The following is an 18,786-nucleotide window of genomic DNA, read 5'->3' as shown; positions in this document are numbered from 1 at the left end:
TAGAGTGTGTTTTTGAACGGCGCCTTGCAAGTCAAGGCGCCGTTTTTGCTGTCTGTTTAAAAGTTAAATAAATAGTGAACGACGGTTTTTAGGCAAAAGGTCTATACGGTAAATAAGATAGGTGCTATCCCACTAAATAGAAATAGTGTAACTGTCACAGGTTCACACGGATGACACACAGACAAGGAGTAGGTTATGTCTGAATTAAAGAAAACGTTGGGTGTGTTCGATATCATCGCGTTAGCGTTTGGTGCTATGGTCGGTTGGGGCTGGGTTGTACTGGCGGGTGGCTGGATTATCTCGGCAGGTATATGGGGCGCAGTCAGCGCCTTTTTGATCGGCGGTCTTGTGGTTATCTTGATTGGCGTGGCGTATGCAGAGCTGGCAGCATCCATGCCCATCACAGGGGGTGAGCACACATATACGCACCGTGCATTGGGGGTGAATGTCTCCTTTATCTGTTCGTGGAGTATTTTGTTCGGTTATTTTTCCGTGGTGGCCTTTGAAGCGGTGGCACTGCCTACCGTCGTCGAATATATCGTGCCCAATTATAGTCAAGGGTATCTTTGGAATATCGCTGGCTGGGATGTGTATGCCACGTGGGTCGCTGTCGGGATGATCGGTTCAGTGATTGTCACATGGCTCAACATTCGTGGTATGGAAGTCAGTGCTTGGTTCCAAAAATTGGCAGTCGTGGGTATTTTCCTCGTGGGTATATTGCTGTTCATTGGTGCCGTATTGTTCAATCCTGAAACATCTAATTCAGTACAAGCCCCATCCTTTATTGGTGGTATGGGTGGCATCATGACCGTCATGGTAATGGTACCGTTTTTATTCGTTGGTTTTGACGTGATTCCGCAAGCGGCAGAAGAAATCAACCTAACACGTCCAAATATCGGCAAATTTTTGATTGTCTCTATCATCATCGCCGTACTTTGGTACGTAGCGGTCGCTTGGAGTGTGGGTAAAACATTACCACTATTACAAGCGCAAGACTCAACATTGGCAACTGCGGATGCGATGACCAATGCTTGGAATGGTAAATGGGCGGGTACGTTGCTGGTTATTGGCGGTGTATTGGGGATTTTATCAAGCTGGAATGCGTTTCTTATCGGTGGTAGTCGCTTATTGTACGCCATGGGTAAAACGCACATGTTGCCGCAGTTCTTGTGCAAGCTACATCCTAAGTATAACACCCCAGTGAATGCGATCTTATTGATTGGTGGTTTGGCGACATTAGCGCCATTGTTTGGTCGCAAGATGCTGGTGTGGATTGTTGATGCGGGCGGGTTTGGTATTGTTATCGCTTACACTTGCGTGGCATTATCGTTCTTGGTACTGCGTTACCGTGAGCCTAACATGGTACGCCCGTTTAGAGTACCCGCAGGTAAATTGGTTGGTGTGATTACTATTCTGCTCAGTCTTGGTATGTTAGCGCTCTATCTGCCAGGTATGCCATCCGCACTCGTGGCTATTGAATGGTGGATATTCCTTGGTTGGACAGTTCTTGGCGGCGCACTGTATGGTTATGCTTCAATGAAAAATCCTGGTAAAAGCAAAGAAATTATGGATCATGAGTTACATGAGCTCAAAATTGTTAATCAGCAATGGTTAAAAGACAATCCATATAAAAAATAGCTTTATGTATCTAAATAAGTCGGTTCAATCATAAAAAAGCCTAACGTCAAGCGTTAGGCTTTTTTGTTGCTTTTAAAAAGCACATAAATAGCTTAAAGAGAAAATAAATAGCTTGATAGTAGATGAGCATAAATTAGAGCCCTGACATAGATTGTTAAAGGACAGAGTTTTTGTTCTAACCAAAAAATAGGCAGACACCGCTCATAAATTTCCCATTCCTAAATCCTTAACCAATACAGGCAGTTACTTTCTATGCTCAAAAATAATTAACTAGAGGATGAAAAAATAAAAAATTACATAATTCAATTTTTTATTTATTGACATTTGTAAGCTATAAAGTCAAATTATTCATTTTTATCTACTTTCTTATTGTCATGGAGGACAAAATATGATCAAAAGTGGAGATCAATTGAGATGTACCAGTGGTAATGATTTTTTTTCGGAAGGATCTATCTATACCGTAGGCAACATTATAAATGAGAAGTTTTTTCAGATAAATATTGGTCTAGGTGATGAGCATTGGTATGCAACCAAGGACAGTGAGGGAATATATGTCCGCTTTGATTTAGACAGTCATTTAGTCAATGATGCGTGGTTTGCGCTACTGTAGCATTACTATTTACTGATCTATAAAGGTCGCTTAATGCGCGATTTCATTTATTAAAAATACATCGAAGGAACGATGGGGTTTAGTAGATGGGTATTATTTTTACTACACGCATTATGATAGATATAGAGTGATTAAGAGTCTTTCGCCTAAAATCTATGCTCATTGACGATACGGATTTATAAATCCTTATCTTCTTGAATGGTTTCGGCATCTGTGATCGCTTTTGTGGTTTCTGCTACTTTAGGTGTTTCTTGTAGCAGTTTTACATTGGTATTTTTGCGATTGAGATTCAGCGCTCGTTGATCGAACGAAACATCGCTAACCGTAGACTCTCGGGTAGCTTGAGAGGATTTTTTCAAACGTCTTTTGAGCTTTCGATCGGCAGCAGCATCGATTTCGGCCTGTTCCTTGGCTATTGCTGCATCATGAAGCCCTTGATAGACGGCGAGCGTTTCTTCAATCATCTCACGCATGGTAAATTTATTGGTCATTTCAGGACGCGTCACGCTTTCTAGTTGGTTTCTCACCGCCTTACAAAGCGCGTTGGCATTGTATTTTTTGACTAAGCCTTGCGGATACAGCGGTTGTAATATTTCACTGAAAGCTGCTTGATCCCAACCAATCACAGGCGTTCCTAGGTGAATGGCTTGTAGTGCATTGATGCCAATTGACTCAGGCTCGTTGGCAAGCGCCATCACGATATTGGCCGCTGACAGCCATTCGCGCATGTCATTGCGTTTTCTGCCTACATACGTGATACGCTCAGCCAAACCTAACGTGTTGGTACGCTGACGAAAGTCTTGATGGAAGACGTCATTCTCTCTATAGTCGTCATCCATGATGATGGCATGAATATTAGGGAACTGTTCTTGTAAATTACCTAAGATGTCAATCAACCACTCTTGACCGTATTCATGACCAATAATGGTAGGAAACACCAGCCATTTTTTATGCTCAAGCTCAGGGTATTCAGCAAAGGTATGTCTGAGCCAGTATACAGAAGGGTTGTGCCGATAAGGGTAGCGGCGCGTATCGACGCCGCGGTAAATCCGCTTGATGGTTTTAGGGTCAGCGTCTTCAAGACGCAAACCTTTCTTTAAGTAATTGGTCACACTATCAGAGACCGTGATGATTGTGTCAACATTCAATAACGCTTGTGAGTACTTATTAATAGGATAGAAGCCATACATGGTCGATACCAATTTTGGCATGCGCTTGACGCGAGCACGGCGCAGGGCCAAGTGCAATATCCATGCGGGGGTACGTGAATGTACATGAATGACATCAGGGTTGTACTTTTCGATCAATCGTCGTAGCGGGGCAACTTGTAACAAAGATAACCAAGATTTCTTATTCATATGCAATTGATGATAGAGGTTGCCATCACGTTTGAGACGTCTGACCAAATCATTGTCTTCCTCTGCGCTTGAGACAATGATGGAGGTGTGCCCATTTTTTACCAATGCGCGCCCAAGATGAAAAATACCGCGCTCGGATTCATCATGCTTAAGAGACGACAGTAAGCGCATAATCTTCATAATAGCGTGGGTCACTGGTTAATAATATGAAGCTGCTATTGTCAGTTAAAAATAGCCAAAACTCAACCATCAAGACAAAAGATAAGGTCAAACGATGAGTCACATGAAAAAGAGAGGATAAATTTGGTAAAACTTGTGAAACCACTAGCGGCGTTTTATTAAATGTTCAGCATTGGGTATGACCTGTTTTTCACTTAAGTATTTCCAATAGCGCTGCGGTAAATACTGCTTATGCAAACGCGGGTTTTTACGCTCTTTAATATTAACGTTGGTAAAGTACCCTTGCCAAAATTTCTGGTAACGCTGCTCATCATCACTATGAATGCTGGCAGGATTGCGTAATACGGCATCATCGAGGTCAGTGATGGTTTGCAGCTCAGCGGGATGAGAACGCGTGCTGTTGCTTTTGTCATAATAAATGCCATAGCCACGTGTTAGATCGTAAATGGCCCAGTGCTGATCTTGGTAACGCTGACGAAAATGCTCACCAATCAAAGGTAAAACATTGAAATCAGGTTTCACGCGCGCAAAGTAAATATCATCGGTGGTGTGCTCAAAACGCACGAAGGCTTCCATACGATGCTTTTCACGGCCTACGGATTTGACGGTTTGTACCAATTCCAGCACTTCTAAATTGCCCAAATCTTGCATGATTTGACGATTGGGGTAGTCAATGGCGTATTTAATCACATGAAACAACGTTGTGCCGATATTGTTTTTTTCAGACAAAAATCCCCATAGAACATTGCGCATACCTGAACGACCCAAAAGCTTGTTTAACTTGATTAATACGCGCTCCGCTTTGTCTTCGTCCTTATGAACGCTCACTGCCTGAGCAATCAAAGAGGGCGCATAGTCATCTTGAGCAAACAGTTGCAGTGCTGGTTCGTGCTGTAATCTGTGCTCGTAGACATAAAAAACAGCGCTCAGCCACCCCTCAAAACTTGGCTCATAGAGTATGATACTGGGTGTTAACTGACCGACAGGATAAGAGGTATCGAGAGTAAGTTGCGACATTTTTTATCCTAAAATGACGGTAGGGATATTGTCGCTTATCTTAAAAGCGACATTTTGATAGCGTATTTAAAATACAGAGTATGGTCACAGGTGCTACTGGCAATATTTTTCTAGCTTGCTGTTCGCATAGCGTGACAGAGGCTACAAAAAATATTACCAGTAGCGTTGGCCATATATGGGGTTTTAGAGTGATCTTATGATATTTAAAACAACACCAGCTGACCGCTACGCTGATCTTTAAACTTGGTCTGCGTTTGCGCCAATACGTATTGGCGAAAGTTATCTCGCGTCAAATGTGCCAGATGCTCGTTTTTGCCCGTGGTTGCAATAAAGTATTTGGCACGATTGACCGCAGCGCCCATCTTTTTTAAATGATATAACGTCAGTTGATTGAACTTACGTGCCTTGACGATTTTTTTGGCTGTTTTGGTGCCGATGCCGGGTATCCGTACAATCATCTCATAACTCGCGGTTTGAATATTGACAGGGAAATGCTCACGATGACGTATCGCCCATGCCAGTTTTGGGTCACAATCTAAGTCCAAAAATGGCGACTCTGGCTCGACAATTTCGTGCGCGCCAAACCCATAAAAGCGCATTAACCAATCTGCTTGATAAAGACGATTCTCTCGTACCATCGGCACAGGCGTGCCAATCGCTGGTAGGCGATTGTCAGAGAGCATCGGCACGTAACCGGAATAGTAAACACGCTTTAGATCATAGGTTTTATAAAAGTGGCTGGATAGTTGAATCACTTGCAAGTCTGTCTCATTACTGGCACCGACAATCATCTGACTGGTCTGACCTGCTGGTGTAAATTTAGGCGCTTTTTTATGGGTTTTACGGCTTTCACGAATAGTAATAATCTCTTCTTTTACCGTTTCCATCGGTGCTTTTAATTGCTCATGTGATTTTTCTGGTGCGAGCAGAGCCAGTCCTGATTTGGTCGGAATTTCAATATTGACGCTCAAGCGATCGGCGTATAAGCCTGCTTCAAGGAGCAACTCTTTTGACGCGCCCGGAATGGTTTTTAGATGAATATAACCGTTAAAACGCTCGCGAGTACGCAAGAGTTTGGCTACTTCGACTAGTCGCTCCATCGTATAATCGCCGCTTTTGAAGATACCTGAGCTGAGAAACAGTCCCTCAATATAATTACGGCGATAAAATTGCATGGTCAGATCAACGACTTCTTCGACACTAAAAGCCGCACGCGGTGTGTCATTGCTTTTGCGTGAAGTACAGTAAGCACAGTCATAGATACAATGATTGGTCAAAAGGATTTTTAGCAGGCTAACGCAGCGACCATCTTCGGTGTAACTGTGGCAAATACCCGTTGCTGAGGCATCACCAAGCCCACCACCTTGGTTTTTGCGTGTACCAGCGGAGGAGGAACAAGAGACATCATACTTAGCGGCATCTGCTAAAATATTGAGTTTGCCCTGTAGTCTTTCGTAATTGATAGCTGCCATAAGTGGGTATTTACCAATGTATTAATGAAAGACTATTTTAGCAAATATGGTGTTAAGTTATTGTATTTGTAGGAAAATTATAAAAACAATACGACATTCAGTGTCGCTTGAAAAAACAGAGTCTTTTAAAATTTAGTCATTTTTGCAGGGGTTAGGTAGGTGTTTAATATCGTGATTGTTCATAAGGTTTGTGATGATAAGATCTCCTTTTTTATCAAATTCAACGCTAAATTTTGGCTGTATTGCAGATTTACTGCTACCGTAAGTTGAAGGCAATATTATCTCACTGTCAGAGAAGAAATGACGCGCAACCCATAGCCCATAGTTTTTTGCCATCATCGTATTCAACCGTATATCGACTTTTGGCATCAAGATCAAAGTATAGGCCAAAGTCTTGCTCTTTACCGCCACGACCAAATATCATATTAGCACCGCAAGGACTGCCACAACCAACGTAAACATGATAAGTATCGGCATCAATCTTATTGATAGAAATATGATTCCACCCGTAACCACCGATTCCATTCATTAAAACAGTCTCTTTTGTTTGACCGCTAGCTATCGTTTCGCTTTTAAGAATATAACCATCATCGCAATATTCATGATCGTCTTTACTCATGCATGCCGTACAAATCTTTGATATATAAAAGCTATTGTCAAATGCTGTTTCAGCAGATTTACTCCAAGCCGTAGAACTCAAAATACCGCTGCAAATGATAAAAGCCAATGAATAGAAATAGGTAAATCTATGCATATGAATAACGACCAAATATTTGTTTTGAATGAACAGCACTATAGCAAAAGGACGTTTGCTAATAAATAACCATCACATAATAAAAAAGGCGTTGCCCGCTATTAATCAATCTAGCGAACAAAGCCTTTTATAATGAGTGTTACTGAGTCATTTTTTGATATTCTAGAGCTGGTTTTATCTAGTAGATCTTATTGAACTTTGGCACGTATCACCACAGTTTGAGCAGCATTGGGATTCAAATTTACTAAGTTCCATTTAAGACCAGAATAGTTCTCTTGAATAACGGTCGTGTTACCAACTTGTTGAATGGTTTGATAGTTACCGCCGCCAGTGGTTGCAAGCGTAGGTATTGAGCTATTCAATGACACCAATCTTACGCCAGTTGGTAGAGAGACCATCGCATTAATATCATTGACTGGCTGAGCGGTGGTATTGGTATAAGTGGTATGGTATTCAATCACATCTCCTGGAGCGATGTGATTGGCAGGTACCGCTACTTCACGACCAGCACTGTTTTTTAAGATTTTCATGACCTTGGTTTGGGCATTAACGATATCAGGCGTACTAAAAGTTGGGGTAAGTTGGAGAGCATCTAATGACGTTGTGGTTACCTGGCTCGTCACTGGCAACGGCGTCGCTGTTGTGACAGGCATAACTTGTGTCACGGTACTGACAGGCGTGGTGATTACATCGACGTTGGAGACAGTATTGGTCACTTGGTTACTAACAGGTACGCTGGTAACCGTGGTGCTACCTTGAGTCACAACCACATTGTTATTGCCAGCTTGACGGACAACATACCGAGGAACCGTTGTCACTTGAGTGACGGCATAAGGCATGCCATCTTGCATCGTGATACCGTTTGGTGTCGCAGTGATGGTTGCCGTCTTACCATCTGAGTATTGTTCAACGACTGTCGTGCTATCACCAACAGGCGAGCTAATGGCGATTTCAGGCGCAGCATGTGCCAGTGATGCTGTCAATACAGTACCTACCGTAAAGGCCGAGACTACTGTGGTTAATGACGTATTACGATTTATACTCATAAAAAGCTCCTTTAAAATAATGGTCAATGAAACAGCAATAAATAATGTATAGACAAGAAAAACCCTTGTTAAATGACACAGCAAAGTATGCCAAATAACAAGGGTTTCGGTACTGACGATAGTCAACATTCACTATCAAGCCATCATTATTTTTGATCAGAGGCCATGCCAATTTAACTGTGTCAAACGGCTTAACCATCCATACTCAAGCAATTATGCGCCAAAACAAATTGAGTAGAAAAGCAGCATTGTGTAACTGCTATTGTATAAATAACGATGGTCTACGTGATCTGACTTGCCTATCATCTATCATCCAGATAATTTGCTATTTTGTCCGCTTTAATACAGAACTTTTATCAAAGGATGTTTTTATAAAGGCACGATAAGCACAGAATTAGTCGTAGATGACTTTCATCACTTCGTATTCAACCACACCTTTTGGGGTCTCGATACGCACTTCATCGCCTTCGAATTTACCGATAAGACCACGGGCAATCGGTGAGTTGACTGAGATTTTGCCTGCTTTAAAATCAGCTTCATCATCGCCGACGATTTTGTACTGTTTTTCTTCCTCAGTGTCCATATTTTCGATCACGACGCTGACGCCAAACACGATACGACCTTCTTTTGGCAATGTTGAAGGATCGATGACTTGTGCGCCACCAAGTTTGGCTTCGATATCACGGATGCGCGCTTCACAAAAGCCCTGCTGTTCACGAGCGGCATGATACTCAGCGTTTTCTTTCAAATCGCCGTGTTCGCGTGCTTCAGCAATTGATGCGGTGATGCGTGGACGATCGACACTTTTTAACTGTTTTAATTCGGCTTCTAAAGCCGCATGTCCTTGCGGAGTCATGGGATAACGTTGCATGTTTTTTCCTTAAACCAATAACACCACACCACCTCATAAGGAGATGGTGTCAATGTTGTTGCAATGAGTATGAAATATAAAAAGAGTGGGGTTCAGATGGCGTCGTTCGTAAATGGGCGGTAGGTATGAGCACATTCACTCTTAGCACCAAGCAAGCTGACAGTACCAAGCACACTGAACCTTACGTAATAAAAAGCATAGTCGCAGTTTAGCCACTATGCTTTTGTAGGTTTGACTCTTTAAAGATATTGTTTTTTTAACGTACGATTGTCATAGAATAATCAATAACAAGTCTTGGCTAAGCTTTTGTATAAGCTTAGCGGTTATGCTTAATCTACTGAAATTATTCAGTCACGTCAATAGTCTTTGCTTGTTCATGCAAATCTTGTAACTTATAGACTTCAAATGGCAAGTCAATCGCATAAGATTTACAAACCGCGTCTGCTGCTCCTAACGTGGTGACATAGAAGACTTTACCTTGTAAGGCACTGCGACGAATAGAGAATGAATCCTCTTGCGCCTGCTTGCCTTCAGTCGTATTAATAATAAGGTCAATTTTGCCATTTTTCAAGGCGTCAACGATATGCGGGCGACCTTCGGTAACCTTATTGATTTGCTTGCATTCAATACCAGCTTCGCTCAGTACTTTTTGCGTGCCAGTGGTCGAGACGATATTAAAACCGAAATCTGCAAGCTGACGGGCGATCGGGGCGATTTGCGCTTTGTCACTGTCACGAACGGAGATAAAGACGGTTTTGGTTTCGCCTTCAGTAGGCAAGCCTGGCAGACGTTCGTTACTACCGATGATGGCTTTGTAAAATGCTTCGCCAAAGGTTTTGCCCACACCCATGACTTCGCCCGTTGATTTCATCTCAGGACTCAAGATTGGGTCAACACCTGGGAATTTAGCAAATGGGAATACTGCTTCTTTGACCGCATAAAATGCTGGAACAATCTCAGTGGTAAAGCCTTGGTCTTTAAGCGAAGTACCAGCCATACAGCGAGCCGCAACCTGCGCTAACGAAGTACCGATACACTTAGAGACAAACGGTACGGTACGGGCAGCACGTGGGTTCACTTCTAGGATATATACGGTTTCGCCTTTGACCGCGAACTGAACGTTCATCAGACCGACAACGCCAAGCTCTTTCGCCATCGCGACCGTTTGCGCGCGCATGACATCACATAGCTCTTTAGATAGTGAGTAAGGCGGTAGCGAACATGCTGAGTCACCTGAGTGGACGCCAGCCTGTTCGATATGCTGCATGATACCGCCGATGACAACATCAGTACCGTCACATACACAGTCAACATCAACTTCGATGGCATCATCTAAGAAGCGATCTAGTAGGACAGGCGCTTCGTTTGAGGCTTGTACTGCAGTACGCAGGTAATGTCTGAGCTCATCTTCGTTGTAGACGATTTCCATCGCGCGGCCACCAAGGACATATGATGGACGTACAACCAGTGGATAGCCCACGTCTTTAGCTTTAACCAAGCCATCTTCTAAACTCGTTGCTAGAGCGTTTGAAGGTTGTACTAGGTTTAGCTGCTGAATCATGTGCTGGAAGCGCTCACGGTCTTCAGCGCGGTCGATCGCATCAGGACTCGTACCGATGATTTTAACGCCTGCTGACTCTAGAGCGCGCGCCAGTTTCAATGGTGTTTGACCACCGAATTGTACAATCACGCCATCAGGGTTTTCGATACGAACGATCTCTAGCACGTCTTCTAACGTGATTGGCTCAAAGTATAGACGGTCAGAAGTGTCATAATCGGTTGAAACCGTTTCAGGGTTACAGTTGACCATGATGGTTTCAAAACCATCTTCACGCATGGCAAGCGCTGCATGCACACAGCAGTAATCAAACTCAATGCCTTGGCCAATACGGTTAGGACCGCCACCGATGACCATGATCTTTTTCTTGTCAGTTGGGTTGGCTTCACATTCGCTATCGTAGGTTGAGTACATATAAGCGGTGCTGGTAGCAAACTCTGCGGCACAAGTATCAACACGCTTGTATACTGGGTAAACGTTCAAATCCCAACGTTTCTTACGTAGTTGCTTTTGTGACACGCCTAGCAATTTAGCCAAACGCAAATCTGACAAACCTTTACGCTTGAAGCTACGCAGGTTTTTCTCAGTCAAACCACCAAAGCCGAGTGATTTCACGGTAGCTTCGGTTTTGACGATGTCTTCGATCTGTACCAAGAACCATGGGTCAATCTTGGTGAAGTTGAACACCTCATCGACACTCATACCAACGCGGAAGGCATCAGCGATATAGTAGATGCGATCAGGGGTTGGAATCGTTAGGCGATTGATAATCTCGCTACGAGCCTTTTCAGCACTGACTTTTGATAAGTCAATTTGCTCATCGAAACCATCCGCGCCAGTTTCCATACCGCGCAAGGCTTTTTGCATCGACTCTTGGAAGTTACGACCAATCGCCATGACTTCGCCGACCGATTTCATCTGAGTCGATAGGATGTTGTCTGCTTGTGGGAATTTTTCAAAGTTAAAACGAGGGATCTTGGTCACGACATAATCAAGCGCAGGTTCAAAGCTCGCTGGCGTTTTGCCACCCGTGATGTCGTTTTGCAATTCATCTAGCGTATAACCGATTGCCAGTTTTGCTGCGATTTTGGCAATCGGGAAACCAGTCGCTTTTGAGGCTAGGGCAGAGGAGCGTGACACACGTGGGTTCATTTCGATAACGACCATGCGGCCAGTATCAGGGTTGATACCGAACTGTACGTTTGAGCCGCCTGTTTCTACACCGATCTCACGCAGTACCGCGAGCGATGCGTTACGCATGATTTGGTATTCTTTATCCGTCAATGTCTGTGCAGGGGCTACGGTTATTGAGTCGCCTGTATGTACGCCCATTGGGTCAAAGTTTTCGATGGCACAGATGATGATGCAGTTATCGTTTTTGTCACGAACCACTTCCATCTCGTACTCTTTCCAACCGATGAGTGACTCATCGATGAGTAGCTGATGGTTTGGTGATAGATCAAAACCACGCTCACAAATCTCGATGAACTCATCGCGGTTATACGCGATACCGCCGCCTGAACCGCCCATGGTGAATGAGGGACGAATAATACACGGATAACCCATTTTTTCTTGAGTGGCAAAGGCTTCTTCCATCGTTTCAGCGGTTTCAGCGCGTGGGCACTCAAGACCGATACGTTTCATCGCTTTGTCAAATAAGTCGCGATCTTCTGCCATCTCAATCGAGTCTTTGGTCGCGCCAATCAGCTCGCAGTCGTACTTAGTCAGTACGCCATGCTTATCTAGATCTAGCGCGCAGTTTAGGGCGGTCTGTCCGCCCATGGTTGGTAAGATGGCATCAGGACGCTCTTTGGCAATGATTTGCTCAACCGTCTGCCACGTGATCGGCTCGATATAGGTCGCATCAGCCATGACAGGGTCGGTCATGATGGTCGCTGGGTTTGAGTTAACCAAGATGACACGGTAGCCTTCTTCTTTTAGTGCTTTACACGCCTGTGCGCCTGAATAGTCAAACTCACACGCTTGGCCGATAACGATGGGGCCTGCGCCAATGATAAGAATGCTTTTTATGTCGGTACGTTTTGGCATAGTTAGAGCTACCTTCGTTTGGGTGATATTTTAAGTAATCTTTATTTTTAATAACGCTTATGGCGTTTTATACTTACAATGCTTTGTTGCAGTACTGCTCAAACCGCTTTTAGCGATTCAAGCATTGACTTGCTATATAGTTCTAATCATTGTTTAAGCTTGAGCAGTTTTAGCCGCTGCCATCATCTCAGCAAACTTATCAAACAATGGCGCGCAGTCATGTGGACCAGGACTTGCTTCTGGATGACCTTGGAAGCTAAAGACTGGCTTATTGGTCAGCTCAATACCTTGGTTAGTACCATCAAACAGTGAGCGATGCGTCGATTTAACGTTGTCAGGTAGCGTGTCTTCATCAACCGCAAAACCATGGTTTTGACTGGTGATCATCACTGTGCCAGTCGCTATATCTTGTACTGGATGGTTAGCACCATGGTGGCCCGTTTTCATTTTGATCGTATTGGCGCCGCTAGCAAGACCGATTAGCTGATGGCCTAAGCAAATACCAAAGGTTGGTACGTCTGTTTCTTCAATAATGTGACGCACTGCATCGATGGCATAATCACAAGCTGCTGGATCACCAGGGCCATTTGATAAGAAAATACCATCTGGATTCATCGCGAGCACGTCTGCGATAGGCGTTTGTGCTGGTACGACGGTCACGTGACAACCGCGGTCGACGAGCATACGTAGGATATTGGTTTTGCTACCGAAGTCATAAGCGACGACATTGTATTTAGTGTCGATATGCGTACCCAACTGCTTAAAAAAGCCGCCCGTACCGCTATCAAAGCTGCCTTTGACATCGCGGTTGAGTAAGGTGTCTGACAGATCCCATGTGCCCGCTGTCCACTCAAAGCTTTGTGTCGTGCAGCATTCTTTTGCCAAGTCCATACCTTTTAAGCCTGCAAACCCTTTTGCTAGCTCAATCGCTTTTTGCTCGTCGTCTTGGGTGATCGTCTCACCGTTTGATGCGGTCATGATACAACCGTTCTGAGCGCCTTTATCACGTAATAGACGTGTCAATTGACGTGTGTCAATTTCAGCGATAGCGACGGTATTATTACGCTGTAGGTAGTCGCTAAGTGATTCTGAGTTACGGAAGTTAGAGGTTGCCATGGTGGCGTCACGGATGATAAGACCGTCTGCCCATACTTTGTGGCCATTGCCAGATTCGGTGTCCTCGGCGTTGGTGCCTGTATTACCGATATGCGGATACGTCAAGGTCACCAGCTGTCGTGCATAACTTGGATCGGTTAGAATTTCTTGATACCCTGTCATGGCGGTATTAAATACCACTTCACCAACACGATGACCTAGGCTGCCGATACTGACACCGCGAAAAATTGTACCGTCTGCTAGTGCCAAAATTGCTTGTGTTTCTACCGATGAATTCAAGGATTGCCTCCGCTATTATTGGTGAGTGCCATCATGTTTTGTTGGTTAAGGATTTGCTCCGTATCCCTTTATTTACGGTACCTGAAGATTGTCAGATAAAGAAAAAAAAGGAAGATACACAAAAATTTTCCACAAAAAAGCGAGAAGACATTATTGATGAAAACTACAAAACCCACTAGATAGTGAATAGGTAACTTGCATCATGTCCGCTCGCTTAGGCACAGATTTTGCGCATTATATACAATATATGTACAAATAGCCAGTCGATTTTATAATCTACGTGATAAACATAAATCTTGTATCTATATTAAATATAGGATACAGCGTTATTTGTGAGCGAACTCCACTGTAAGATGGCTTTAGTAACGAGTTATAAGCCAATCATTACTTACGAAAGCATTCACATATAAGAGGTCGTATCGCTATTTAGAATAAATAGCCTAAGCAAACTTGATAAGCTATCTATATAAATACCATCTCTATACCAAGTATCACGATTCTAGCGGCATTAATAGCGCTGGATTTTAATGAATGGCTTTGCCACAATAGGCAGCGCTGTTCGCCATATTGATATAGTCGCGATTAATTGTGCGGACATAAGTAAATTTTAAGATATCAAGCAGTGATAAGCACTATTATTTGCCATTCAAGATAAGTACAAAGAACAGTAAAAATAACAAGGAGTCGTTATGATTTATCAATATTTAGATAAAGTACCTGAGTTTGCCGTACCGTTCAACGGTTGGGTAGCAGACTCAGCACAAGTAATGGGCGATGTATATTTGGGCCATCAGGCTAGTATTTGGTTTGGTGCAATAATTCGTGGAGACGTTGGTCAAATTCATATTGGTGACTATAGCAATATACAAGAAAATAGTGTGCTTCATACTGATGCTGGTATTGAAATCAAGATTGGTGACTATGTTACTGTTGGTCATTTAGCCATGCTGCATGGCTGTGAAGTTGGTGATAATAGCTTGATTGGTATAGGCGCAGTGGTATTGAATAACGCCAAAATTGGTAAAAACTGTCTCATTGGCGCTAAAGCGTTGGTTACAGAAGGACAGGAGATTCCAGATAACTCACTGGTGATGGGTGCGCCTGCAAAAGTCGTGAAAACGCTGACCGATGAGCAAGCAGCCATGCTAAAACTATCAGCGCTACACTATGCTGAGCATTGCCAAAGTTTTAAAACTGGTTTAAAAGAAATCACCATGCCAGATTAAATGGTCAGGCTAAGTAATAAGTAAGTAGTAGCCATTAAGTCATAAGCATCATTACCAGCCAGATAATGGCAAAAATGATGATACCAATGATGAGTCCGCGAAAAATATCGTGCCGTACGGAATAGTCATTCAAGTAAGCGTTATCATTGGTAGTCTCGTCGATACTTAAGGCATTGACGCTTTCAGCACCAGCAGATTTGCCAACGATGAAACCCATTATAGCCCCAAGTATCAGCATAAAAGGGGTAAATAACCAAAAAATCTGACCGTTACCAATACCGAATACTGAGCGGATGACCACAATGCCCAGATCAATCAATAAGCCGCCAAACCCATACATCAAACTGTTCAAAAGTGCATGGGTAAGCCGTTCTGAAAGTGACTGATGACTGGTGCCCGATTGACGCTGTCTGATCTCTCTGATCGAGCGTGCAGGACGACGAGGTCTTTTGGAGAGGTCAGTTTTAGGATTTGACGATTTCATAGAGATTTCCAGTCTTTTTATTAACACGCTAGACAAAATAAATTACCATGCTTTTACTGAGGGCATCGTAATTTTCTTAAAATTTTACTGACCAAACTTTTTATTTTAAAGCGCTATATTATTTATAGTAAATATTATGTTTTCAACACACCATCATAAGGCCATATCATGCAGGCAAATCAGTCACAGCGCGCTCAAAAAGAACTGGCATTGTTTGATTTAGATCATACGTTGCTCGATGTAGATAGCGACTATCTATGGGGCGAGTATATCGTCAAACACAATCTTGTTGACGAAGCAGAATATCGCACGGCCAATCAGAAGTTTTATCAAGATTATATCGAAGGTACGCTGGATGCGACGGAGTATAATGAGTTTGTCGCGCAGTTCTTGAGTAGCTTACCAATAGATAGGCTGCATGAGCTACGAGAAGACTATATCAAAAGTGAAATCGAGCCTCACATTCGCCCCAAAGCGATGGAGGTCTTATGTCAGCATATAGAGCAAGGTCATGATGTGGTGATTATTTCTGCAACCAATGATTTTGTCGTCTCTGCGATTGCCAAACGTTTTGGTATTGAAGACAGTCATGTATTATCGACACCACTTGAGATTAAAGATGAGCGCTATACAGGCAAATTGACGGATAAGCCCAATTTTCAAGAAGGGAAGATTTATCATCTCAATAAATGGCTTGATAAGCAGCAAGCAGCGGGTATCGAGTTCAATAAGACTTATGCGTATTCAGACTCTAAAAATGATATTCCACTACTTGAGTGGGCGGACGTGGCGATCTGCGTATCACCTGATGACACGCTACATGCGCATGCGCTGGCACATCGCTGGGCGGTAGAGGATTGGTCGCTTTAACTTTTTGGGATAAGTGATAAATAATTAGCCACACATTTGGCCTTAATCTGCTTTAAAATACAATCGATTCAAAATAAAAGTGTGACACAGAAAAAGTATTATGCTGGTATAAATTTTTCTCGCTGGCTGTGGCGTTGCCAACAGAGGCTTCGAAAAATTCCTCCCAGCAACCCTATATTCTTTCTAAGTTGAATTGATTAGACTGGTATTCTACTGGTCAGATATTTATTCACTACTATTATAAAGACAGGAACCTTTATGGAAATCAATCCGTATCAAGAACAAATCAAAGATTTATCCGAGCGTGGACAGGATTTGCGGAGGTATCTTTGACTTCGATGGTAAGCAAGAACGCTTAGAAGAAGTCAATTTAGAGCTGGAAAATCCAGAACTTTGGAACGATCCAGAGCGTGCGACCAAGATTAACAAAGAAAAAAGTCATCTTGATGGCGTCATCGACGTGGTAGTCTCACTTGAAACTACGCTAGAGGATGCGTCCGCCATGCTAGAGTTGGCGGTCGAAGCAGAAGATGAGTCGCTGCTTGCCGATGTGCAAAGCGAGCTGGATAGTGCTGAAGCACGCGTGGCTGACTTAGAGTTTCGCCGTATGTTCAGTGGCGAGATGGATCCAAACAATTGCTACTTAGATATCCAGTCGGGTAGTGGTGGTACAGAAGCACAAGATTGGGCAGAAATGCTACTGCGTATGTACACGCGCTGGGCGGAAGCGCATGGCTTTAAGGTTGATGTGATCGAAGTTTCGGCAGGCAGCGTGGCTGGGATTAAATCAGCGACGATCGAGATCAAAGGCGATTATGCCTTTGGTTGGCTGCGTACTGAGATTGGCGTCCATCGTTTGGTACGTAAGTCACCATTTGATAGTAACAATGGTCGTCATACGTCGTTTGCCGCGGTATTTGTGTCACCCGAAATCGATGACAATGTCGAGATTGATATCAATCCTGCTGACTTGCGTATCGATACCTATCGCTCATCTGGCGCGGGTGGTCAGCACGTCAACACGACTGATTCTGCCGTACGTATCACTCATGAGCCAAGCGGCGTGGTGGTGACCTGTCAGAATGAGCGTAGTCAGCACGGCAATAAAGCCACTGCCATGAAAATGCTACGCGCCAAGCTTTATGAGCTTGAAATGCAAAAGCGTATGGAAAAACAACAAGCGGTCGAAGACAACAAGTCTGACGTTGGTTGGGGCAGTCAAATCCGCTCTTATGTACTCGATGACTCACGTATTAAAGACTTGCGTACAGGTGTAGAAACCTTCAACACGGGCGCGGTACTAGATGGTGATCTCGATCAATTTATTGAAGCCAGTCTAAAAGCAGGTCTGTAAAATACAATTCAAATATCAACTAACATGCAATTAAGGAAGATTATGCCAAGCGTAAATAATTATTTTGATGACAAAGTGACATCCATTGCTTTTCAAACAGCAACCAAGCCTGCTACCGTTGGTGTGATGGAAGTGGGTGAGTATGAGTTTGGAACCAGCGAGTTTGAAACCATGAGTGTGGTGAGCGGTGCATTGACCGTAAAGTTACCAGAGAGCGATGAATGGCAAACCTTCAGTGCTGGCGAGCAATTCACGGTTGAAGCCAACAAAAGCTTCAATGTCAAAGTTGAGGTAGAAACGGCTTATTTATGCGTTTATGGTAAATAACGCTATTTAAATCACAAGCATATTTATAGAAAACGCCAAGTGTCATGCTTGGCGTTTTTTGTGTATTAATGATTGTCTTAAAATAGAATTTTCATAAATTTTTACGGTATTGCACCATGTCAGTTTGAGTGGCGATGGCATCGTAGAGCTTACGTGCCGCGCTGTTGCTTTCTTGCGTCGTCCAGTAGACCCGATTGCAGTTTTTTTGAGCCGCAAAGTTATAGACGTACTCAATCAAAGCCCGTCCAGCCCCTTGTCCGCGCGCATTGTCACTCACGTATAAATCTTCTAAGTAACAACAGTCAGAAGTATTCCATGTATTGGGGTGTAATACGACATGAGTGATACCAACCAAGGTGTCGTCTATCCATGCCCCAAACCCATAAATAGCGACGTCTTGATTGAGTAGGTTGTCCCATGTCGCCTCTGTGGTATGAATAGGCAATGTCGTTTTATAGAAGCTCAGATAGCGTTGCCATAACACGAGCCACAAGCTGTAATCTGTTTGAGAAAGGGGCGCTATTTTTATAGAAGTGTTTTTCATCGTATTTTATTCAACTTAAGTTCTAATTTACAT

At 43.4% G+C, this 18,786-nt stretch carries 16 protein-coding genes; 6 read left to right on the top strand and 10 right to left on the bottom strand.

Annotated features, from left to right (window positions below; all coding sequences use genetic code 11):
• The first annotated feature begins 195 nt into the window (after positions 1-195).
• Both CZ794_RS02575 and CZ794_RS02570 read left to right on the top strand, forming a co-directional pair.
• Entirely contained in the window at positions 196-1,638 is a 1,443-nt protein-coding gene (locus CZ794_RS02575; RefSeq protein WP_087040075.1) for an APC family permease, read from the top strand.
• 388 nt (positions 1,639-2,026) lie between these two features.
• Positions 2,027-2,248: a hypothetical protein gene (locus CZ794_RS02570; protein ID WP_087040074.1), complete on the top strand. Its 222-nt coding sequence runs from the start codon at positions 2,027-2,029 to the stop codon at positions 2,246-2,248.
• A gap of 176 nt (positions 2,249-2,424) precedes the next feature.
• On the opposite strand, the gene CZ794_RS02565 is transcribed toward CZ794_RS02570, so the two are convergent.
• From CZ794_RS02565 to carA, 8 genes are all read right to left on the bottom strand, one after another.
• Entirely contained in the window at positions 2,425-3,786 is a 1,362-nt protein-coding gene (locus CZ794_RS02565) for a glycosyltransferase (protein ID WP_087040073.1), read from the bottom strand.
• Positions 3,787-3,930: 144 nt separating this feature from the next.
• Complete coding sequence (locus tag CZ794_RS02560; RefSeq protein ID WP_087040072.1) at positions 3,931-4,803, bottom strand: TIGR03915 family putative DNA repair protein; 873 nt, start codon at positions 4,801-4,803, stop codon at positions 3,931-3,933.
• A 203-nt stretch (positions 4,804-5,006) separates the two neighbouring features.
• Positions 5,007-6,275, bottom strand: coding sequence for a putative DNA modification/repair radical SAM protein (locus CZ794_RS02555; RefSeq protein ID WP_087040071.1), 1,269 nt, complete (start codon positions 6,273-6,275; stop codon positions 5,007-5,009).
• A 289-nt stretch (positions 6,276-6,564) separates the two neighbouring features.
• Positions 6,565-7,029, bottom strand: coding sequence for a hypothetical protein (locus CZ794_RS02550; protein ID WP_087040070.1), 465 nt, complete (start codon positions 7,027-7,029; stop codon positions 6,565-6,567).
• Between the two features lie 188 nt (positions 7,030-7,217).
• The gene (locus CZ794_RS02545) at positions 7,218-8,075 is read right to left on the bottom strand and encodes a hypothetical protein (protein ID WP_087040069.1); all 858 of its coding nucleotides are present in this window, start codon (positions 8,073-8,075) and stop codon (positions 7,218-7,220) included.
• A 394-nt stretch (positions 8,076-8,469) separates the two neighbouring features.
• Positions 8,470-8,946 (bottom strand): transcription elongation factor GreA, encoded by a 477-nt coding sequence (gene greA, locus CZ794_RS02540; RefSeq protein WP_057760725.1) that lies wholly within the window; start codon positions 8,944-8,946, stop codon positions 8,470-8,472.
• 343 nt (positions 8,947-9,289) lie between these two features.
• On the bottom strand, positions 9,290-12,553 hold the full coding sequence (carB, locus tag CZ794_RS02535; RefSeq protein ID WP_087040068.1) for a carbamoyl-phosphate synthase large subunit: 3,264 nt from the start codon (positions 12,551-12,553) through the stop codon (positions 9,290-9,292).
• 153 nt (positions 12,554-12,706) lie between these two features.
• Positions 12,707-13,948 carry a glutamine-hydrolyzing carbamoyl-phosphate synthase small subunit gene (carA, locus tag CZ794_RS02530; RefSeq protein WP_087040067.1) on the bottom strand — a complete coding sequence of 414 codons (1,242 nt, stop codon included), beginning with the start codon at positions 13,946-13,948 and terminating at the stop codon, positions 12,707-12,709.
• Between the two features lie 689 nt (positions 13,949-14,637).
• On the opposite strand from carA, the gene CZ794_RS02520 reads away from it, so the two are divergent.
• Positions 14,638-15,174, top strand: a complete 537-nt coding sequence (locus CZ794_RS02520; protein WP_087040065.1) for a gamma carbonic anhydrase family protein — start codon at positions 14,638-14,640, stop codon at positions 15,172-15,174.
• 34 nt (positions 15,175-15,208) lie between these two features.
• On the opposite strand, the gene CZ794_RS02515 is transcribed toward CZ794_RS02520, so the two are convergent.
• Positions 15,209-15,658: a hypothetical protein gene (locus CZ794_RS02515; protein ID WP_087040064.1), complete on the bottom strand. Its 450-nt coding sequence runs from the start codon at positions 15,656-15,658 to the stop codon at positions 15,209-15,211.
• A 168-nt stretch (positions 15,659-15,826) separates the two neighbouring features.
• Here CZ794_RS02515 and CZ794_RS02510 point away from each other — a divergent pair, with 168 nt between their 5' ends.
• From CZ794_RS02510 to CZ794_RS02500, 3 genes are all read left to right on the top strand, one after another.
• Positions 15,827-16,528, top strand: coding sequence for an HAD family phosphatase (locus tag CZ794_RS02510; RefSeq protein WP_087040063.1), 702 nt, complete (start codon positions 15,827-15,829; stop codon positions 16,526-16,528).
• Between the two features lie 258 nt (positions 16,529-16,786).
• A protein-coding gene (prfB, locus tag CZ794_RS02505) for a peptide chain release factor 2 (RefSeq protein ID WP_099046701.1) occupies positions 16,787-17,882 on the top strand; the annotation gives its coding sequence in 2 pieces (ribosomal slippage) (positions 16,787-16,858 and positions 16,860-17,882; 1,095 coding nt in all).
• A gap of 42 nt (positions 17,883-17,924) precedes the next feature.
• Positions 17,925-18,209, top strand: a complete 285-nt coding sequence (locus tag CZ794_RS02500; RefSeq protein ID WP_087040061.1) for a pyrimidine/purine nucleoside phosphorylase — start codon at positions 17,925-17,927, stop codon at positions 18,207-18,209.
• A gap of 91 nt (positions 18,210-18,300) precedes the next feature.
• Here the strand turns inward: CZ794_RS02500 and CZ794_RS02495 are convergent, their stop codons facing one another.
• Positions 18,301-18,753 carry a GNAT family N-acetyltransferase gene (locus CZ794_RS02495; protein ID WP_087040060.1) on the bottom strand — a complete coding sequence of 151 codons (453 nt, stop codon included), beginning with the start codon at positions 18,751-18,753 and terminating at the stop codon, positions 18,301-18,303.
• Between the last annotated feature and the right edge of the window lie 33 nt (positions 18,754-18,786).

The sequence above is a fragment of the Psychrobacter sp. JB385 genome (assembly GCF_900163785.1).
Taxonomy (GTDB): Bacteria; Pseudomonadota; Gammaproteobacteria; order Pseudomonadales; family Moraxellaceae; genus Psychrobacter.
The sequence above is the reverse complement of the archived record's forward strand: the minus strand, read 5'-3'. Positions and strand labels throughout refer to the sequence as shown.

Bases quoted from the DNA above. Each gene is read 5' to 3' on its own strand.
- CZ794_RS02575 (WP_087040075.1), top strand. From the start codon at position 196: ATGTCTGAATTAAAGAAAACGTTGGGTGTGTTCGATATCATCGCGTTA.
- CZ794_RS02570 (WP_087040074.1), top strand. From the start codon at position 2,027: ATGATCAAAAGTGGAGATCAATTGAGATGTACCAGTGGTAATGATTTT.
- CZ794_RS02565 (WP_087040073.1), bottom strand. From the start codon at position 3,786: ATGAAGATTATGCGCTTACTGTCGTCTCTTAAGCATGATGAATCCGAG.
- CZ794_RS02560 (WP_087040072.1), bottom strand. From the start codon at position 4,803: ATGTCGCAACTTACTCTCGATACCTCTTATCCTGTCGGTCAGTTAACA.
- CZ794_RS02555 (WP_087040071.1), bottom strand. From the start codon at position 6,275: ATGGCAGCTATCAATTACGAAAGACTACAGGGCAAACTCAATATTTTA.
- CZ794_RS02550 (WP_087040070.1), bottom strand. From the start codon at position 7,029: ATGCATAGATTTACCTATTTCTATTCATTGGCTTTTATCATTTGCAGC.
- CZ794_RS02545 (WP_087040069.1), bottom strand. From the start codon at position 8,075: ATGAGTATAAATCGTAATACGTCATTAACCACAGTAGTCTCGGCCTTT.
- greA (WP_057760725.1), bottom strand. From the start codon at position 8,946: ATGCAACGTTATCCCATGACTCCGCAAGGACATGCGGCTTTAGAAGCC.
- carB (WP_087040068.1), bottom strand. From the start codon at position 12,553: ATGCCAAAACGTACCGACATAAAAAGCATTCTTATCATTGGCGCAGGC.
- CZ794_RS02520 (WP_087040065.1), top strand. From the start codon at position 14,638: ATGATTTATCAATATTTAGATAAAGTACCTGAGTTTGCCGTACCGTTC.
- CZ794_RS02515 (WP_087040064.1), bottom strand. From the start codon at position 15,658: ATGAAATCGTCAAATCCTAAAACTGACCTCTCCAAAAGACCTCGTCGT.
- CZ794_RS02510 (WP_087040063.1), top strand. From the start codon at position 15,827: ATGCAGGCAAATCAGTCACAGCGCGCTCAAAAAGAACTGGCATTGTTT.
- CZ794_RS02500 (WP_087040061.1), top strand. From the start codon at position 17,925: ATGCCAAGCGTAAATAATTATTTTGATGACAAAGTGACATCCATTGCT.
- CZ794_RS02495 (WP_087040060.1), bottom strand. From the start codon at position 18,753: ATGAAAAACACTTCTATAAAAATAGCGCCCCTTTCTCAAACAGATTAC.